This is a genomic window from Mycoplasma todarodis, assembly GCF_004335995.1.
Classification (GTDB): domain Bacteria; phylum Bacillota_I; class Bacilli_A; order Mycoplasmatales; family Metamycoplasmataceae; genus Mycoplasma_K; species Mycoplasma_K todarodis.
On sequence record NZ_PSZP01000008.1, the window covers coordinates 24,792 to 40,805 of the forward strand.

Here is a 16,014-nt window from a genome sequence, read left to right on the forward strand (position 1 = left end):
TTAAAAAAATGATGAGCTATTAATCGAAATAAAAAAACTTACCTTAGTAAGTTTTAGAATAGTGATAATTGGTTTGTTTCTTCCATACCTTTAAACACACCAAGTTTATTAAGTTTTTCTTTTGATGTCTTATTTAGAGAAGAACGTTTCATAACATCTTCAACAGATGTAAATTCTCTTTCTTGTCTTGCTTTTACAATACTTACTGCAACAGCATCTCCAAGTCCATCAATTGTTGAGAATGGAGGAATTAATGTTCTTCCATTTTCATGTATTTTTCATTCATTAGCTAGTGAGTTATTGATATCAATATTTGAAACGTTAAATCCACGTGCATATAATTCTTCAGAAAGTTCTAATATAGGAATTAGATTTTCTTCTTTATTACTTAGCGCTTCTTCACCACGTTTATACCTTCTAGCTTTGAAGTCAACAAGAACCTCTTTTATTTTTTCTTTACCTTCCATCAATGTTTCAACATCAGAAACATCCGCTCTGGTAGTAAAGTAAGTTGCATAGTAAGCTAGTGGATGGTAAAGTTTAAATCATGCAATTCTTCATGCCATTTTAACATACGCTGTAATCATTCTTCAACACCTGCAGCTTTCATTTTTTCTTCTTGTTCAGCGGTAACTGATTTACCTTTACGAACTTGTTCCATGATAACGAATGACTCTTTTGAATCCATACCTTTATTAATAAGGTATGTCATGATGTCATCACGACAGTGTTGTAGTCACGGATTAAGTCAGCACCATTGTTTGTTCAAACATCTGTACCATGAGATAGACCTGAAATAGATACTAAGTCAGCAAATGTATCAACCTTAACTGATTTAAGCATCCCACGTACGAATTTTGTACCAAATTCAGGAATACCCATGGCTCCAGTTGTTTCTCCAGAAATATCTTGTGGTTCAATACCTAATGCTTTTGGTGAAGAGAATAAAGAAATAATATTTTCATCACAGTTAGGAATTTCTGTAGCAATCACACCTGTTAATCTCTCCAGCATTTTAATAGCGGTGGGATCATCGTGTCCAAGTAAGTCTAATTTAAGAACGTTATCGTGGATGGCGTGGAAGTCGAAGTGGGTTGTTTTTCAAGCGGCGTCAGTATCATTTGCTGGGAAGTTAATTGCCGAGAAGTCTTCAACATCAAATTCTCCAGGAATGATAATGATACCACCAGGGTGTTGACCCGTTGTACGTTTTGTACCTTTAACATTTTTAGCCATAAATTCTGTGAAGGCTCTAGAAATTGTTTTCCCATTTTCCTCTGCTCAAGCACGAACATAACCAAACGCAGTTTTTTCAGCAACGGTAGAAATTGTTCCGGCACGGAAAGCGTGTTTGTCACCAAATATTCTTTTAACTTCTTGGTGAATGATTGGTTGGTAATCACCTGAGAAGTTAAGGTCGATATCAGGAACTTTATCAGCTTCAAAACCAAGGAAAGTTTCGAATGGAATATCATGCCCTTCTTTGTAAAGCATTGTTTCACATTTTGGACAATACTTATCTGGTAAGTCGTATCCACATTTAAATTCTCCTCCACCATGGAATTCAGAGTATTTACAATTCTTACATACATAGTGAGCTGGTAATGGGTTTACTTCTGTAATACCAGAGAAAGTAGCAACAATAGATGAACCAACAGATCCACGAGAACCAACTAAGTACCCATCTTCAAGAGACTTAGCAACACCAAAACCATATTTGATGATATTACCAAGTTCTCTTTCAATTCTATCTGAAACAATTTCCGGCAATTCTTCACCGTATTGTTCTTTTGCAGTTTTTCAAACAAGTTCAGTTAGTAATTCATCTGATTGATCAATCTTAGGAGTGTATAGATCGTCTTTAATAACTTGTATATTGTCATCAATTTGATCTGCAATCATATTTGTATTAGTTACAACGATTTCTTCAATTAAATCTTCTATACCTAATCATGCAAATTCTTCCTTCATCTCATTAGTTGTTAAAAGTGATTGGATTGGGTATTCAGGATTTCTTTCATTATATTTGAATAGATAGTGTCTAACACCACCAAGACCTTTAGCATTGATGTAAACTGAGTGGTAAATTGAATCCATATCATCTACATAACGAGCGTCACCTGTCGCAACAACCGGTTTACCAGCTTTCTTAGCTTCTTCAATTACAAATTTAATTGTATCTTTAACATTTTGTTTAGATATATTTTTTCTTGATATCAAGTGTGAGAAGTTTCTGATTGGTTGCACTTCTATGTAATCATATTTCTTCATGTCCTCAATAATTTGTTTAGTTGTACCAGTAAGTAATAAATCAACAAATTTTGATTTAAGTCCACCTGATCCGATTAATATATTTTCAGATCTTGGAATATCTTCTCAGAATAATCTTGGTGATCTGTAGTATTGTTCTGTCAGTGATTTTGAAACTAACTTAAACACCTCTTTTAAACCTTGGTTATTCTTAGCAATTACTGAAACTTCTTTCGCAAATGATGTTTTGTAAACAGTGTCATTGATTTCTGATGCTAATCCATTTAATGTTGTAATACCTTTACGTTTAAATCTCGCGATCATTGTTAATCAAGTGTTAGCAAGAACTTCGGCGTCGTAATCAGCACGGTGAGCAACTGTTGAATCATAGGTATGACCATTCTTAAGAGCAACATTTTCAAGTCTAAATCTTTTTTGATCTGGATCAAGAACCTTCGCAGCTGGCAATGTATCCACAACTACAGCATTTAATGGTTCTAAATTATATTTCTCTAATTTTTCATCGATGAATCCCATATCGAAAGCAGCATTATGAGCTACCAATACATAACCATCAATGTATTCACGGATATCTTTCATACCTTGTTCTTCATTTACAGCATCTTCACACATCTCTTGTGTAATTCCTGTTAATTCTTGGATGAAATCAGGAATTGGTTTAGAAGGTTTAATGAAGAATTGTTTACGGTCAACCATTTGTCCGCCAACAACTTTTGTAGCACCGAATTCAATGATGTCTTCGAAACGAGGAGAAAGCCCAGTTGTTTCAAGGTCGAATACGATATATTTAGCATCTGATAAGCCTTGATCAGTTGGATTAATAACTGAGTTGGCTTCTCTATTAATCATATTAAAGGAACACCCATAAATGGCTTTTATACCTTTTGAAGAGTTATAAAATTCCGGGAATGATTGAACTGATTCAGAATCAAGAATAGCAATAGCACTATGTCCTCATTCTTTAGCTCTTGATACATAATCACTAGCAGAAGCAATACCATCCATTGTAGACATAATTGTTTTTGTATTTAGTTCTACACGTTTTTTAGTTGCGTTATCTTGTCTATTAGATTTTTTAGGTTTGATTGGAGCAATCTTATTAACTTTAATCTCGTGTTGGCTACCTTTATAAGTATTTAATGTCATTTGACCAGAAACACTTACTCAACCACCAACTTTATATTGGCTATACTTTGCAGCTTCTTCTTCACCTTTACCTGCAAAGATAGAAAGATAAACAGCATCTTTATAATCCGTAATAGCAAGTTCAATTATGTTTCATCCAGTTTTGGTAACTTTTGCTTCTCTAGCAAAGATTTCACCTTCAACAGTTACACGTTCATTTTGCAATTCTTTTGCTTCAGGAATTGAAAGTTGAATAGCTTTTGAATTGTATTTTTTAACTTTTTGGTGTTCAACTGGTGCAGCTGATTGTTGAGAATCAATTTTTGGTAATTCCCTTTTTAATATCTCTTCTTTTTCCTTAGCTGCCATTTCTAAAAGATTTCACTCAGGTTCTTTGAAAACAAGATCCAATTCTAAGTTACCAAATCCGAGCATTTTCATTCCTCTAATAATATCTTTGGTTAACTCTTCGATCTTTTCTAATTGTTTTCTTGTTTTGAATTCAATCTTCATTTTACCGCCTTCAAAAGAAAATTGTTCTTTTGATAATTGCATTGCAACATGAGGCATATTTATGAATGATTTAATAACATACTGGATATATCCAGCAACAACCTCTTCTTCTTGACTAACTTCTTCTATTTTGAAATTTAATTTTGCTCTAAATTCAAAATTTTCATTAATAGCTGCTATGAACTCTGCCATAGTATCAACTGAAGGAGTAGATTCGAACCTAAAGTATAGTTCAAACACATCCTTTTCTAGTAATTTAGCACCGTAAATCTGTGCTTCTGATAGTTCTGGGTTGATTTCATATTTAATTTTTTCTGCGAATTTTATAAACTTTTGTTTCATAGTTATTAAATTATATAGTAAGGTTGATACTTGCACTGAAAAAACACATTAAAAATAACACTTGTGTGGAGAATTGATTTTTAAAGAAAAAAATCTTCCATAACTTTACTTCAATACCTCTATTTTTTATTGGGTTTTTGTATGTTTTCCTTAATTATTTAGTTTGAAAAAATGGCGAAATAAAAAAACCTAATTATTAAGGTTTTTTATTATCATACTAACATTTCAAAAATCATTGAAAATGTTATTACTATAAATATTCAAGAATCTATTCTATCTAGTAGTCCACCATGACCTGGCATAATTTTTCCATAATCTTTAATTCCCATTTCTCTTTTGAATGAAGAGAATACAAGATCACCGACGGGAGATACAATAGGTAAGGCTAACGCTAACATAACAAATAGAGTTACATAACGACCTTTTAAAATTAATGAATTGTCAACTATATAATTACCATTATCGAATTTAAATATACCTGTAAAGTGGATATAAAGAACAATGTACAGAACTGCAAATAAATATCCAGTTATAAATCCAACTCAAGTCTTTTTAGGTGAAATTTTAGGTGCTAACTTCTTAGGGAATTTTTTACCCAATAATGAACCACCAATATATGCAAAAGTATCAGAGATGATTGCCACAGGAACTAATAGCATTACAATTTTTCAATCTATAACAGTAATTGAGAAAAGGACTCTAAAGAATATCCCAACTGCAACAGTTATGAATAATGTATAGATGTATGTTCTAAGTCTATTTCCATCTGCAGTTGCAACAGGGTCGAAAAGAACTAATGTCAATACAATTGCAGGAATAAGTATTGTTGAGAACCCAATCATATGAGTTAAATACATCCTACCTTCGCCAAAGACAGCTCCTCTCCCAAATCCATCTGCGACAATATCAATCATCACAAAATCTTTTTCAACTAAAAAGACTGAGATTGTTAAAAACGGTATTAGTATTTTTGAAACGGTGTGAAGCTTCATATGTTTAATGAATTCATAAGAACCATACATGGCTCCAACAATCATGAAGATAGAACCGAAGATTCTTCCTCCTTTGCCTCCTAGTATAATACAAATGAATACAGGGATTATAAGCAAGATAGCAATGATTGCTGATGGATATCTTGGGTTAACTTTTTTTAGGTAATTTTTCATATATATAATTATAGTAGAAAAAAACTAGGTTTAACCTAGATTGTCATTAGTTCTTGTGTTTTTTCTTTTGTCATCGCATCTATTTTTGCAGTGAATGAGTTTGTTAATTTTTGAATTTCATCTAAGTATGCTCTTACGTCATCTTCAGATAGTTCATCATCTTTTTTAATCATTTTGTTTGCATCTTGTCTAGCTGCACGAACACCGATTTTAGCTTGTTCAGTAAATTCGCTTAAGTTTTTAACAAGTTGTCTTCTACGATCTGTAGTAAGTTCTGGGAAAGTGATACGTGCTTGATGTCCTTCATCAACCGCATTCAATCCAAGCGAAGCAGAATTAATTACTGCTACGATGTCTTTATTGATATTTTGTTCAAAGGGTTTAATCAATAATTGTCTTGGTTCTGGAACAGAAATTGAAGCCAATTGGTTAATTGGTGTTGGTGTTCCATAGTAATCCATTTTAACTGAATTTAAAATCATCGGGTTTGCTCTACCAGCTGAAATTCTTGAAATGTTAATTCCGTAATTTTCAACCGCTGTTGACATTCCTTCTTCAGCTTCCATTAAGTATAAATCTAATTCCATAATTATTTAACCACCTTAGTATGTTTAATGTTTCCTTTAATCGCTTTTACTAATGAGTCTTTTTCGTTAATGTTAAATACCATTAAGCTAACTCCATTATCTCTAGCCATTGCAGCGGCTGTTGAGTCCATAACTGCAAGTCCTCTTTCTAATAATTCATCATATGTAATTACATCAATGTGTTCAGCTGAAGAATCTACTTTGGGATCAGCTGTATAAATTCCATCAATTCCATTTTTACCCATAAGGATAATATCAGCTCCAATTTCTGAAGCAACAAGTGTAGAAGTTGTATCTGTTGTAAAGAATGGTCTACCTGTTCCACCAGCAAAGATAACTAATTCACCATGTGAAAGATAGTTAACTGCTTTTTCTTTAATGTAATATTCAGCTACTCTTTGGTCGATGTTAACTGCTGATTGAACTCTTGTTTTAATTCCGCAACCTTCAAATCCTGATTGAAGTGCTAATGAATTCATGATTGTTGCAAGCATTCCAATGTAATCTGCTCTTGATCTTGGAATACCATTTTTCTCTGCAGAAGCACCTCTTCAGAAGTTACCTCCACCAACAACAACACCAACTTCAACACCTTCTTCTTGAATTTGTTTTATTTGTTCAGCAATTAATTTAACTTTTTTAAAATCAATTGATAAACTATCTTCTTTATTCGCTAAACCTTCACCTGAAAGCTTGATAATAATTCTCTTATATTTCATATAAACCCCTTTTAATTTCTTTAAAAATTATACATCAATTTAAAATACTCTTGTAATTTTGTTGAATTACATCAATTATTTAAAAGGTATATTTTAAGAAAATAAAAAAGAACTAATTCTAGTTCTTTTGGTTTATTCACCATTCATCTTTTTATTAATTTTGTCCAGTTTTTTCTTACCTTTATTAATAGCATCATGTATCGCACTTCTTGTTGTAGCGACTACTTCTGATGCTTCGGCTAATGATAAGTCTTCTATTCAACATAATTGAATTGCTTGTTTTTGGGTTTGAGTTAGGAATGCACTGTACTTATCAAAAAGTTCTAAGTAGTACTCTCTTTCTTCTAACTTATTCATCTTCCATTAATCCTTTTGTCATTCCATAAATAAATGCATCCAGATCAAATTCTTGTAAATCATCAAGTGATTCACCAAGACCCATGTATTTAACGGCAAGTTCTAATTTGTCTTTAATAGTTAGAACGATACCACCTTTTGAAGTTCCGTCCATTTTTGTAAGGATGATTCCTGATAATGGTGTAACCTCTTTGAATGATGTGGCTTGAGAAACACCATTTTGACCAGTTGTAGCATCAATAACAAGTAATGATTCATGTGGTGCGTCAGGAATTTCTTTTTGAATAATTTTATTCATCTTAGCTAATTCGTTCATTAGGTTAACTTTATTTTGAAGTCTTCCAGCTGTATCGATAATTAATACATCATATTCTTCAGCTTTAGCTTTAGCGACTGCATCATACACAACAGAAGCAGGGTCAATACCTTCTTTAATGGGCTTAACAATTTCACAACCTATTCTTTCGGCTCAAACACCAAGTTGTTCTACTGCTCCAGCACGGAATGTATCTCCTGCTGCAATTAGAACTTTCTTACCTTCTTCTTTTAACATGTTTGCAAGTTTAGCGATTGATGTTGTTTTACCAGCACCATTAACTCCAACCATAAGAATTACATTGATTCTTCCTTCTTCAATATTTAGTGAAGTATCAATATTTGATTTGTTTGTATAGATAACAAACATTTTTTCCGCGATAATTTCATTAACAAGTGAAATGTCAGTAACGTTTTCAATCTTAACTTCTTTACGAACTTCGTCAACGATATCCATAACTAGTTCAACTGAAATGTCAGACATTATTAAAGCCTCTTCAAGATCTTCAAGATAATCTTCATCAACAACGTTGTGACGAGTTTGAAGTTCTTTTAGACGTCTAGAGAATGAAGATCCAGTTTTATCTAGACCAGCAACATACTTATCAAGTTTCTTTTCTTTTTTCTTCTTCTTAAGCTTTTCTTTCTTAAGTTTCTTGGCAATTTTCTTTTCTTTTTGAATTACTTCTTCTGTTTTAACTTCAACAGTATCATCTAATGTAAAAGAATCAAATCTCTTAGCCCCTTGGAACTCAGACTCGAATGTCTTGTGCTCCATATCCATGTGGTCTAAATTAACTTGTGTTGTTTCTCCGTCGTGCTCTTTATTTTTTTTACTTTTCTTCTCTTCTCCGTGTGGGTCTAGAGTAAAAAGTCTCTTTTTTAATTTTTCAAAAAATCTCATACATATATTATATAGACTAGGAAAATTATGTGAAGAAAATAATAAAAAAAATCGCATTATTGCGATTTGATTAAGTTTATTTCTTCGAAATGGTTTTTTTCGGAATTGTTTTTTCGCCATAGTGTGTTTTATAGAACACGACATTAACTATAAGTCCAACATATATAAAATATGAAATTTGGAACATAGAAGCTGCAATGGTCATAAACATACCTAAAATACCATATGCTTCATATCTGAAGAATACCTTAGTTAACAATGTAAATAAGATAATGAAACCAGCTGTGGGAATTGTTGTCGCAAGAGCACCAGGGTGCACTTGTCTTCAAGTTTGTTTAAATCTAGGGGTTAGTGTAAACAACAATACAACCCCAATATAGATACCTGCAAATGCTCCACCAGAAAGAATTATGTAGTAAAGCACTGAGTATCATGTTGAGTCCATATCTAATCCCATTTTTGTAATTATTCATGGAATTGTTGAAAGGAATATAAGACCTATAGCTGCATAGATCGTTACACAACCAACGATAAACATTCCCCTGAATTTATTCATTCAGTATCCACCAACTTTATCATGTTCATAAACATAAGATTCTGTATAAACGAATTTAGAGAATCCACCAGAAGCAATTCACAATGAAAGTAAAATCATTACTACCAATGTAGAAATAGCACCTGCAGTTTTAACATGCTTTAGGATACTTGTAAATGTTGATGCGTTACCACCTGTAAATGCATTCAATGTCGATTCAACGAACGAAAAGACTTGAGGAACATTAGACACTATTAATAGTGTTAACAGAATGATGGGCATAAACGCCATAATAAGATAAAACGCAAAGGCCGGCGGAATGAATAAGAAGTCAGGGGCCATAATACGTTTATAAGCCCTATCAATAATCTGATAGTTCTTCCTATCATCCTTTCAATGCTTAGGACGGATGGCAAGTCTTAACGCCACCCAAATTATGGATTTAACAATTCTTTCAGCTACGGAAATTTTCTTAGGACGAATAATTACGTTTTGAACTAATCTTTTTGAAGATTTTTGGAATTTGAAACTCTTAATCTTTGTTCAAAGAGATGTTCTTTTACGTTTCTTCTGTCATCCTACTTTAATTTTCCCTTTATGTTTTTCTTTATTTTTATTAAAGAAATTTTTAAACATTTTTTATAATGCCTCCAATTTTTCGACAACTAATTTATTTGAAACAATTGGGTTCGCTTGACCACGTGTTTGTTTCATCAGTGTTCCAAGAATAAATTTAGTAACACGTTCTGGTCTTGAACCATATTCAGCAACTAGTTTTTCATTCTCTAATATAATTTTATCAATAATAGGGAATAAAATTGAAGAATCAGAAATTTGCTTCATGCCTTTCTCTTCGATAATTTTATCTACTGTTTCTTTTTTATCGATTAGAAGTGGCAGTATTTTTTTCAAGTGCTTACCTGAAATATCACCTTTATCTGTTAGTGTGATTGCTCTTGCTATTTCAGCAGGATCAATATTCAATTCAGTTACAGGAATTGATTTAGAATTTGATAATTGAACAATTTCTGAGAAGAATACTTTTGCAAGTTTTTCTTTATCTTCATAAGGAATTGAATCAAAATATTTAGCCATTGATAAATCAGCAACAAGAGAATTAACATATTCTTGGTTTAGACCTAATTTTTCAAATCTAGCTGTTGTTTCTCAAGGAAGCTCAGGAAGTTGAACTGAATCAATCATTTCTTGAGGAATTGTGATTACAGGAATGTTTGGTTCTGGGAAGTATTTATAATCAGTTGCACCAGTTTTTGTACGCATTGTAATTGTTGCGCTATTCTCTGCATCAAAACGTTTTGTATCCATTGTTATAACTTGGTTAGTTAATAGTTTTTTAGTTTGTAAAGCAATTTCGAATTCGATAGCTTTTTGAGCATTTGAAATTGAGTTCATGTTTTTAATCTCAACCTTAACACCAAATTCTTTTTGACCATATGGTCTTAAAGAAATATTGACATCGGCACGCAATGAACCTTCTTCCATTTTTGCATCTGATATATTTAATGCTTTAGCAGTTTTTCTAATGGCATCAATATAAGCTGCAGCTTCTTTACCTGATCTAATAACAGGATCTGTAACAATTTCTAATAATGGAACACCAGCACGGTTGTAGTTAAGTTGTGATGTTTCACCTGAGTGAATTTGTTTTGCAGTATCTTCTTCTAAATGGATTCTTTCAAGAGAAATTTCTTTTGTGATTCCATCAACAGTAATAGGAATTGAACCATTAGCCCCAATAGGTCTTCTTTGTTGAGTGATTTGGTACCCTTTTGGTAAATCTGGGTAGTAGTAATTCTTTCTATCGAAGTGTAACTCATTGTCAATATCCATTTTTAGAGCTTTTCCAAGCATTATTCCATGAAGTACAGCTTGTTTATTAACTGTAGGAAGAGAACCCGGGAAACCAAGGTCTATTGAGTTAACATTTGTATTTGGTTGAGCTTCGTAATTATTTGCAGAAGCTGAGAACATTTTTGTTTTTGTATTTAATTCTAAGTGGATTTCTATCCCGATAACAACTTCAAAATTATTCATGTGAACCTCCTATAATTTTTTCTACTCATAATGCATATCCAAGTAATTTTTCATCTTCGTATAATGATTTTTCTAATTGGATACCAAATGGCATACCTTCATGTTTTGCTCATGGAAGTGTGATTGATGGGAAACCTGATAAGTTTGAAGAAGTTAAAATTCCACTCATAAAGTTATCAATTCTTTCTTCATCAAATCTATTTGCTACCTCACCTGTTGAAGGGTAGATCACAAGATCATTATTCTTGTGTCATTCTTTTTGCATTTCAACAATTAATCTTCTGATTTTTTGAGCTCTCTCAAAATATTCAACTTGATTATTTTTATCTAAGTAGAAAGAACCAAGTGTAAATCTTCTTTGAACCATTGAACCAAACCCATGTGAACGAGTTTTCATCATAGTGTCTTCTCAGTTTTCACCTTCGATTCTTGAACCAAATGCTACACCTGTTAAGTTTGAATAGTTTGAAGAAGCTTCAGAATATGAAATTAATCTATAAACTGGAGTTACGGCATTTAATAAATGTTCTTCGACATCAATCATTTCTACTTCAACACCTTCTGCTTTAAATTTTTCAATTAAGTTTGTATATTCTTTTGATGCATATTCTTTACATCATTTACCAACATTTAAGAAACCAACTTTTTTAGGTTTATTAATTTCAGTATTTTGAATGGAAACTGATTTAGAAGTCATATCTTTTTCGTCAACACCATACATTACTTGTGCAGCATCAATTGCAGTAGCAACGTCGTGTGTTAGTCATCCGACAGTATCTAATGAAGATGAATAAGCAAACAATCCAAATCTAGAAACGGCACCATATGAAGGTTTAAATCCTACTTTACCAACAAATGAAGCTGGAATACGAACAGAGTCACCAGTATCAGAACCAATAGCAATGGCAATATTATCTGTTAAAGTTGCAGCTGCACCAGAAGAAGAACCACCAATGTGTCTTTCTGAATCTAGAGGGTTTTTAATAACACCAAAAGCTGAATAAGTACCCGTTCCACCAAGTGCCAATTCATCAAGGTGAGTTTTACCGATGATTGCTCCACCAGATTGTCTTAACTTCCCTACGATTGTTGCATCATATTGTGGTTCAAAACCTTCAAGAATTTTTGAAGAAGATTGAGTAGGTGCATCATGTGTTGCAAAAGCATCTTTGATTGTTATTGTTTTACCATTTAATGGTCCTTCAGAAAATTGTGGGTTTTCATAAGTAAAAGCAACGGCGTTATTTGCATCATTTTTAAATTCAGCAACAGCTTGTTCAATATTGTATTTTTTCATTATTTCACCACCCTTTTCATTGTTATGAATGTTTCATCTTTTGTAGGAGCATTATGTAGCACTTGTTCTTTTGAGAAACCGTCTACAGGTTTATCCTCTCTCAAGAATGTTGTAGGTGTTTCATCTACACGATACATAGGTGCAACGTTATCTACATCAATCTTTTTTAATTCTTCGAAAGAAGCTTTGATTTTTTCGAAATCTCTTTCTAATCCATTTAAAACTTCTTCTGTTGGTTCAAGTTTTAATGATTTTACAATTTGTCTTAATGATTCTTTTGTCATGTTATTCTCCTTTTAACTTTTCTATTAATTCTTCTTCGTTCAATACTTTAACTCCCAATGAGTTTGCTTTAGTAAGTTTTGATCCAGCTTTTTCTCCTGCTAATAAATAATCAGTTCTTGATGAAATGGCACTCGATACATTTCCACCATTAGACTCAATCAAGTCTTTGAAATGTTTTCTTGGTTTTGTTAGAGAACCAGTAATTACAAAAGTTTTACCTTCTAGAATATTTGATTCTGCTCCAGCTAGCTCTTTTGGTTTTACTCCAACTTTACAAAACTCTTCAATAATTTGTTGATTTTCTTTGAAGTATTCAATTACATTTTCTTGGACTTTAGGACCAATTTCTCTTATTTGTATTAATTGTTCTTCTGTAGCATTAGCAATGTTTTCGAAAGTTCCAAATCTTTTCGCAAGTATCTTTGCATACTTAGAACCGACATGTCTAATCCCTAGACCAAAGATAAATCTATCTAAATCTTGTGTTTTTGACTTCTCAATAGATTCTAATAATTTGGTTACTGATTTTTCTTGGAATCCTTCGAGGTTAATAAGATCTTCATATTTAATTGAGTAAATACTTATAATTGAATTTATTATTTTTTCTTCAATTAACTTCTCAACAATCTTATCTCCAAATCCTTCGATATCCATAGCTGTTCTCGAAACAAAGTGTTGGATTGATGCTTTTAAAATTGCTGGACACTCTAAGTTGATACAATATTGATCAACTTCTCCAAGTACCCTATGTAATGGGTGGTTACAAATTGGACAGTCTTTTTCTTCAGATCACATTTGTGTCTCTTTTGTTCCAACAACTCCAACTACTTTAGGAATAATTTCCCCGGCCTTCTTAACCTTAACGACGTCACCAACGTCAAGCATTAACTCTCTAACGTAATCCGCATTATGCAATGTCGCAGCGGCAACAACTGTACCCGCTAATCTAACAGGAGATAATTTGGCATTGTATGTTATTCTTCCTGTTCTACCAACAGTTGGGAAAATATCCTCCAATGTTGTCGTTGCAATCTCTTCTGGGAACTTGTAAGCAATCATGTATTTAGGTGCTTTCGCAGTATAACCGATATCTTCATGCAGTCTATTGTCATCAACTTTGATTACAATACCATCTACTTCATAGCCAAGAGCATCTCTCTTGTTTGTTAATTCTTCAACAAGTTTAATTACTTCCATTATGTTTTTAGCAAACCTTGTTTCTTTATTTGTTTTAAATCTTTTCTTCGCAAGGAAGTTTAACACTTCGTTGTGAGTATTTAAGTCATGTTCCAACGGATTAGGAACCATATAAAGAAATGCGTCTAAATTTCTAGAAGCTGCTATCTTTGAATCTAATTGTCTTAATGTACCTGAGGCAGCATTACGAGGGTTAGCAAAATTAAACCCTTGCTTATTCAACTCTTCAAATACATTATCTGGCATAAATACCTCACCACGTATTTCTAAATCGTTTTTATAATTGATAGAAAGCGGAATAGATTTAATTGTTTTAACATTGTGAGTTACATCTTCACCAACTAAACCATTACCCCTTGTTACAGCTTTTTCTAAAAAACCATCTTTATAATGTAATGAAATTGACAGACCATCAATTTTTAATTCACATACATATCCAATTTCACCTTGATGATGTAATTCTCTTTTGATTTGATCATCAAACTTAATTAAGTCTTCGCTATTAAAAGCATTAGATAAAGAAAGCATAGGAATTTTATGTTCTACTTTTGTAAATTTATCAAGAACATATCCCCCAACTTTTTGAGTTGGCGAGTCTTTAGTTACTAACTCTGGATTTTCAGCTTCCAATTGTTTCAATAATTCCATAGAACCATCATATTGAGCATCCGAAACAGTAGGATTATCTAGTGTGTAATATTGGTATCCTCATTCAGTTAATTCTTTTTTTAATTTATTAATTTGTTCTAGTGTCTTATTCATGTAAGAATTATATAAAAAAAATAGTATAGTATATACTATTTGTTTTGTTTCTTTTGTTGTTTCTTTTGTAACTTAAGTTGTTTCTTGTGTGGTTTCTTCATAAAAGGAACCTTAAACACCATATGAGAAACGGTTTTAGCCATATATTTAATAATTCTAAATGATGTTAAGTAAGATTCACCTGTTTCTCTTTCCCTAACAATAACTTGAACCTCTTCAAATTTATACTTATCTTTAATTAAGTAGGCAATTGTATCTGGTTCTGGGTGTAATTTCGAATCATTAGCGAATCTTTCGATTAATTCAGTACCATATAGTCTCATTCCATTTGTAGGATCTTTGATTTTCTTTCCAAGTGTTAGTAGCATAAAGAATCCAATAACTCTTGAACCGAACATTCTTGCAGTATGTGGTTTTTTAGCTTCCATGAATCTTGAACCTTGAACAAAATCTAAATCTTTTTCTTTTCAAATACGTACAACTTTTTCAATTTCTGATGGATCATGTTGTCCGTCTCCGTCAACTTGAATAACAGCTTCGAAATTATTTTCAAGAGCATATTTAAATCCAGTTGTCATTGTTCCAAATAATCCTTTATTTTTCTCATGTGTTAAGTGTTTTATTTTGTTTTTAGTTAGTATTTCCTCTGTCTTATCAGTTGAACAGTCGTTAATAACGATGTAGTTAACGTCAGGACATTTTTCTTCCATTTCTTTAACTACTCCAAGGATTGCTCCCTCTTCGTTATAAGCAGGAATTACAACTAAAACTTTGTTTAATATTTTTTTCATAGTATATCAATTTTAACAAATAATAATTAGTTAAGAACCATTATCATTTTGGCTTACAAACAAACTTTCTGTCATTTAGGTATTTTAATTCACCTTCTAAGCCACTTAACGTTGTAGAGAATGAATGTAAGAATACTCTATATTCTTGTCTTCCGCCATATTTAATGTCCCCATAAATTGGGAAACCTAATTTAGCCAATGAAACTCTAATTTGGTGTTTTCTACCAGTAAAAATTTGAGCATATTGTTTATTTTTTTCTTTTCAGAATTTAGTTTTTGCTACATTACCTTTTGGGTGAATACACATTCTTTGTTTTCTTTCATCATGTCCAATTAAGTATTCAGTTTCTAAATCTTGATCTAGATCTGATTGGAATCTATAAATTTTTTCAAATGAACCTTGATTCATTTTTAATTGTCTTAGTGCTTCGTATGTTTTACCGTAAATCACTAATCCTGATGTTACTTTATCAATTCTCCCTACGTGTGATGGCGTGAAAGAATCTGTATTTTCTCAATTTAAGTATGTCAACACTTGATCGTCTAAACATCTCTTTTCTGAGTGAATTGCCACATCAACTGGTTTATTAACCACTAAGATGTTTTCATCCTCAAAAATCACCTCAAAATTAGGTTTTGCAAACTTTGGTTGCTTAACCCCTTCTGTCTCAATACCGTAAACTACTACTTCATCCCCTTCTTGGATTTCATAGTTCTTTTTAAGTGATCTTTTACCATTCACTTTTATATCTTTTTTTCTAAAAAGTTTTTCTATTCTTGCTGCAGGAACGTC

The 16,014-nt window shown here is 32.2% G+C and carries 14 protein-coding genes; all 14 read right to left on the bottom strand.

Going from position 1 to position 16,014, the window contains the following annotated elements:
- Positions 1-53: 53 nt before the first annotated feature.
- A complete protein-coding gene (locus C4B25_RS01710) occupies positions 54-587 on the bottom strand; it encodes a helix-hairpin-helix domain-containing protein (RefSeq protein WP_131613338.1) in 534 nt (177 codons plus the stop codon).
- Positions 568-4,251 (bottom strand): PolC-type DNA polymerase III, encoded by a 3,684-nt coding sequence (locus C4B25_RS01715; RefSeq protein ID WP_131613339.1) that lies wholly within the window; start codon positions 4,249-4,251, stop codon positions 568-570. The genes C4B25_RS01710 and C4B25_RS01715 overlap by 20 nt, the downstream gene beginning before the upstream one ends.
- A gap of 209 nt (positions 4,252-4,460) precedes the next feature.
- Positions 4,461-5,417 carry a phosphatidate cytidylyltransferase gene (locus C4B25_RS01720; protein WP_131613340.1) on the bottom strand — a complete coding sequence of 319 codons (957 nt, stop codon included), beginning with the start codon at positions 5,415-5,417 and terminating at the stop codon, positions 4,461-4,463.
- 35 nt (positions 5,418-5,452) lie between these two features.
- A complete protein-coding gene (gene frr, locus C4B25_RS01725) occupies positions 5,453-6,004 on the bottom strand; it encodes a ribosome recycling factor (protein WP_131613341.1) in 552 nt (183 codons plus the stop codon).
- Between the two features lie 2 nt (positions 6,005-6,006).
- Positions 6,007-6,723: a UMP kinase gene (pyrH, locus tag C4B25_RS01730; RefSeq protein ID WP_131613342.1), complete on the bottom strand. Its 717-nt coding sequence runs from the start codon at positions 6,721-6,723 to the stop codon at positions 6,007-6,009.
- Positions 6,724-6,855: 132 nt separating this feature from the next.
- On the bottom strand, positions 6,856-7,080 hold the full coding sequence (locus C4B25_RS01735; RefSeq protein WP_131613343.1) for a sigma factor-like helix-turn-helix DNA-binding protein: 225 nt from the start codon (positions 7,078-7,080) through the stop codon (positions 6,856-6,858).
- Positions 7,073-8,299: a signal recognition particle-docking protein FtsY gene (gene ftsY / locus C4B25_RS01740; protein ID WP_131613344.1), complete on the bottom strand. Its 1,227-nt coding sequence runs from the start codon at positions 8,297-8,299 to the stop codon at positions 7,073-7,075. Before ftsY ends, C4B25_RS01735 begins: the two co-directional genes overlap by 8 nt.
- 76 nt (positions 8,300-8,375) lie before the next feature.
- Entirely contained in the window at positions 8,376-9,470 is a 1,095-nt protein-coding gene (locus C4B25_RS01745; RefSeq protein WP_131613345.1) for a YihY/virulence factor BrkB family protein, read from the bottom strand.
- A 3-nt stretch (positions 9,471-9,473) separates the two neighbouring features.
- Entirely contained in the window at positions 9,474-10,889 is a 1,416-nt protein-coding gene (gene gatB, locus C4B25_RS01750) for an Asp-tRNA(Asn)/Glu-tRNA(Gln) amidotransferase subunit GatB (RefSeq protein WP_131613346.1), read from the bottom strand.
- Positions 10,882-12,186, bottom strand: a complete 1,305-nt coding sequence (locus C4B25_RS01755) for an amidase family protein (protein ID WP_131613347.1) — start codon at positions 12,184-12,186, stop codon at positions 10,882-10,884. The genes gatB and C4B25_RS01755 overlap by 8 nt, the downstream gene beginning before the upstream one ends.
- The gene (gene gatC, locus C4B25_RS01760) at positions 12,186-12,470 is read right to left on the bottom strand and encodes an Asp-tRNA(Asn)/Glu-tRNA(Gln) amidotransferase subunit GatC (protein WP_131613348.1); all 285 of its coding nucleotides are present in this window, start codon (positions 12,468-12,470) and stop codon (positions 12,186-12,188) included. Before gatC ends, C4B25_RS01755 begins: the two co-directional genes overlap by 1 nt.
- Before the next feature lies 1 nt (position 12,471).
- Positions 12,472-14,430, bottom strand: a complete 1,959-nt coding sequence (gene ligA, locus C4B25_RS01765) for an NAD-dependent DNA ligase LigA (RefSeq protein WP_131613349.1) — start codon at positions 14,428-14,430, stop codon at positions 12,472-12,474.
- A 35-nt stretch (positions 14,431-14,465) separates the two neighbouring features.
- Positions 14,466-15,221 (bottom strand): glycosyltransferase family 2 protein, encoded by a 756-nt coding sequence (locus C4B25_RS01770; protein ID WP_131613350.1) that lies wholly within the window; start codon positions 15,219-15,221, stop codon positions 14,466-14,468.
- A gap of 40 nt (positions 15,222-15,261) precedes the next feature.
- Positions 15,262-16,014, bottom strand: a 753-nt coding sequence (locus tag C4B25_RS01775) for an RluA family pseudouridine synthase (RefSeq protein ID WP_131613351.1), incomplete at its 5' end; no start/stop codon positions are given.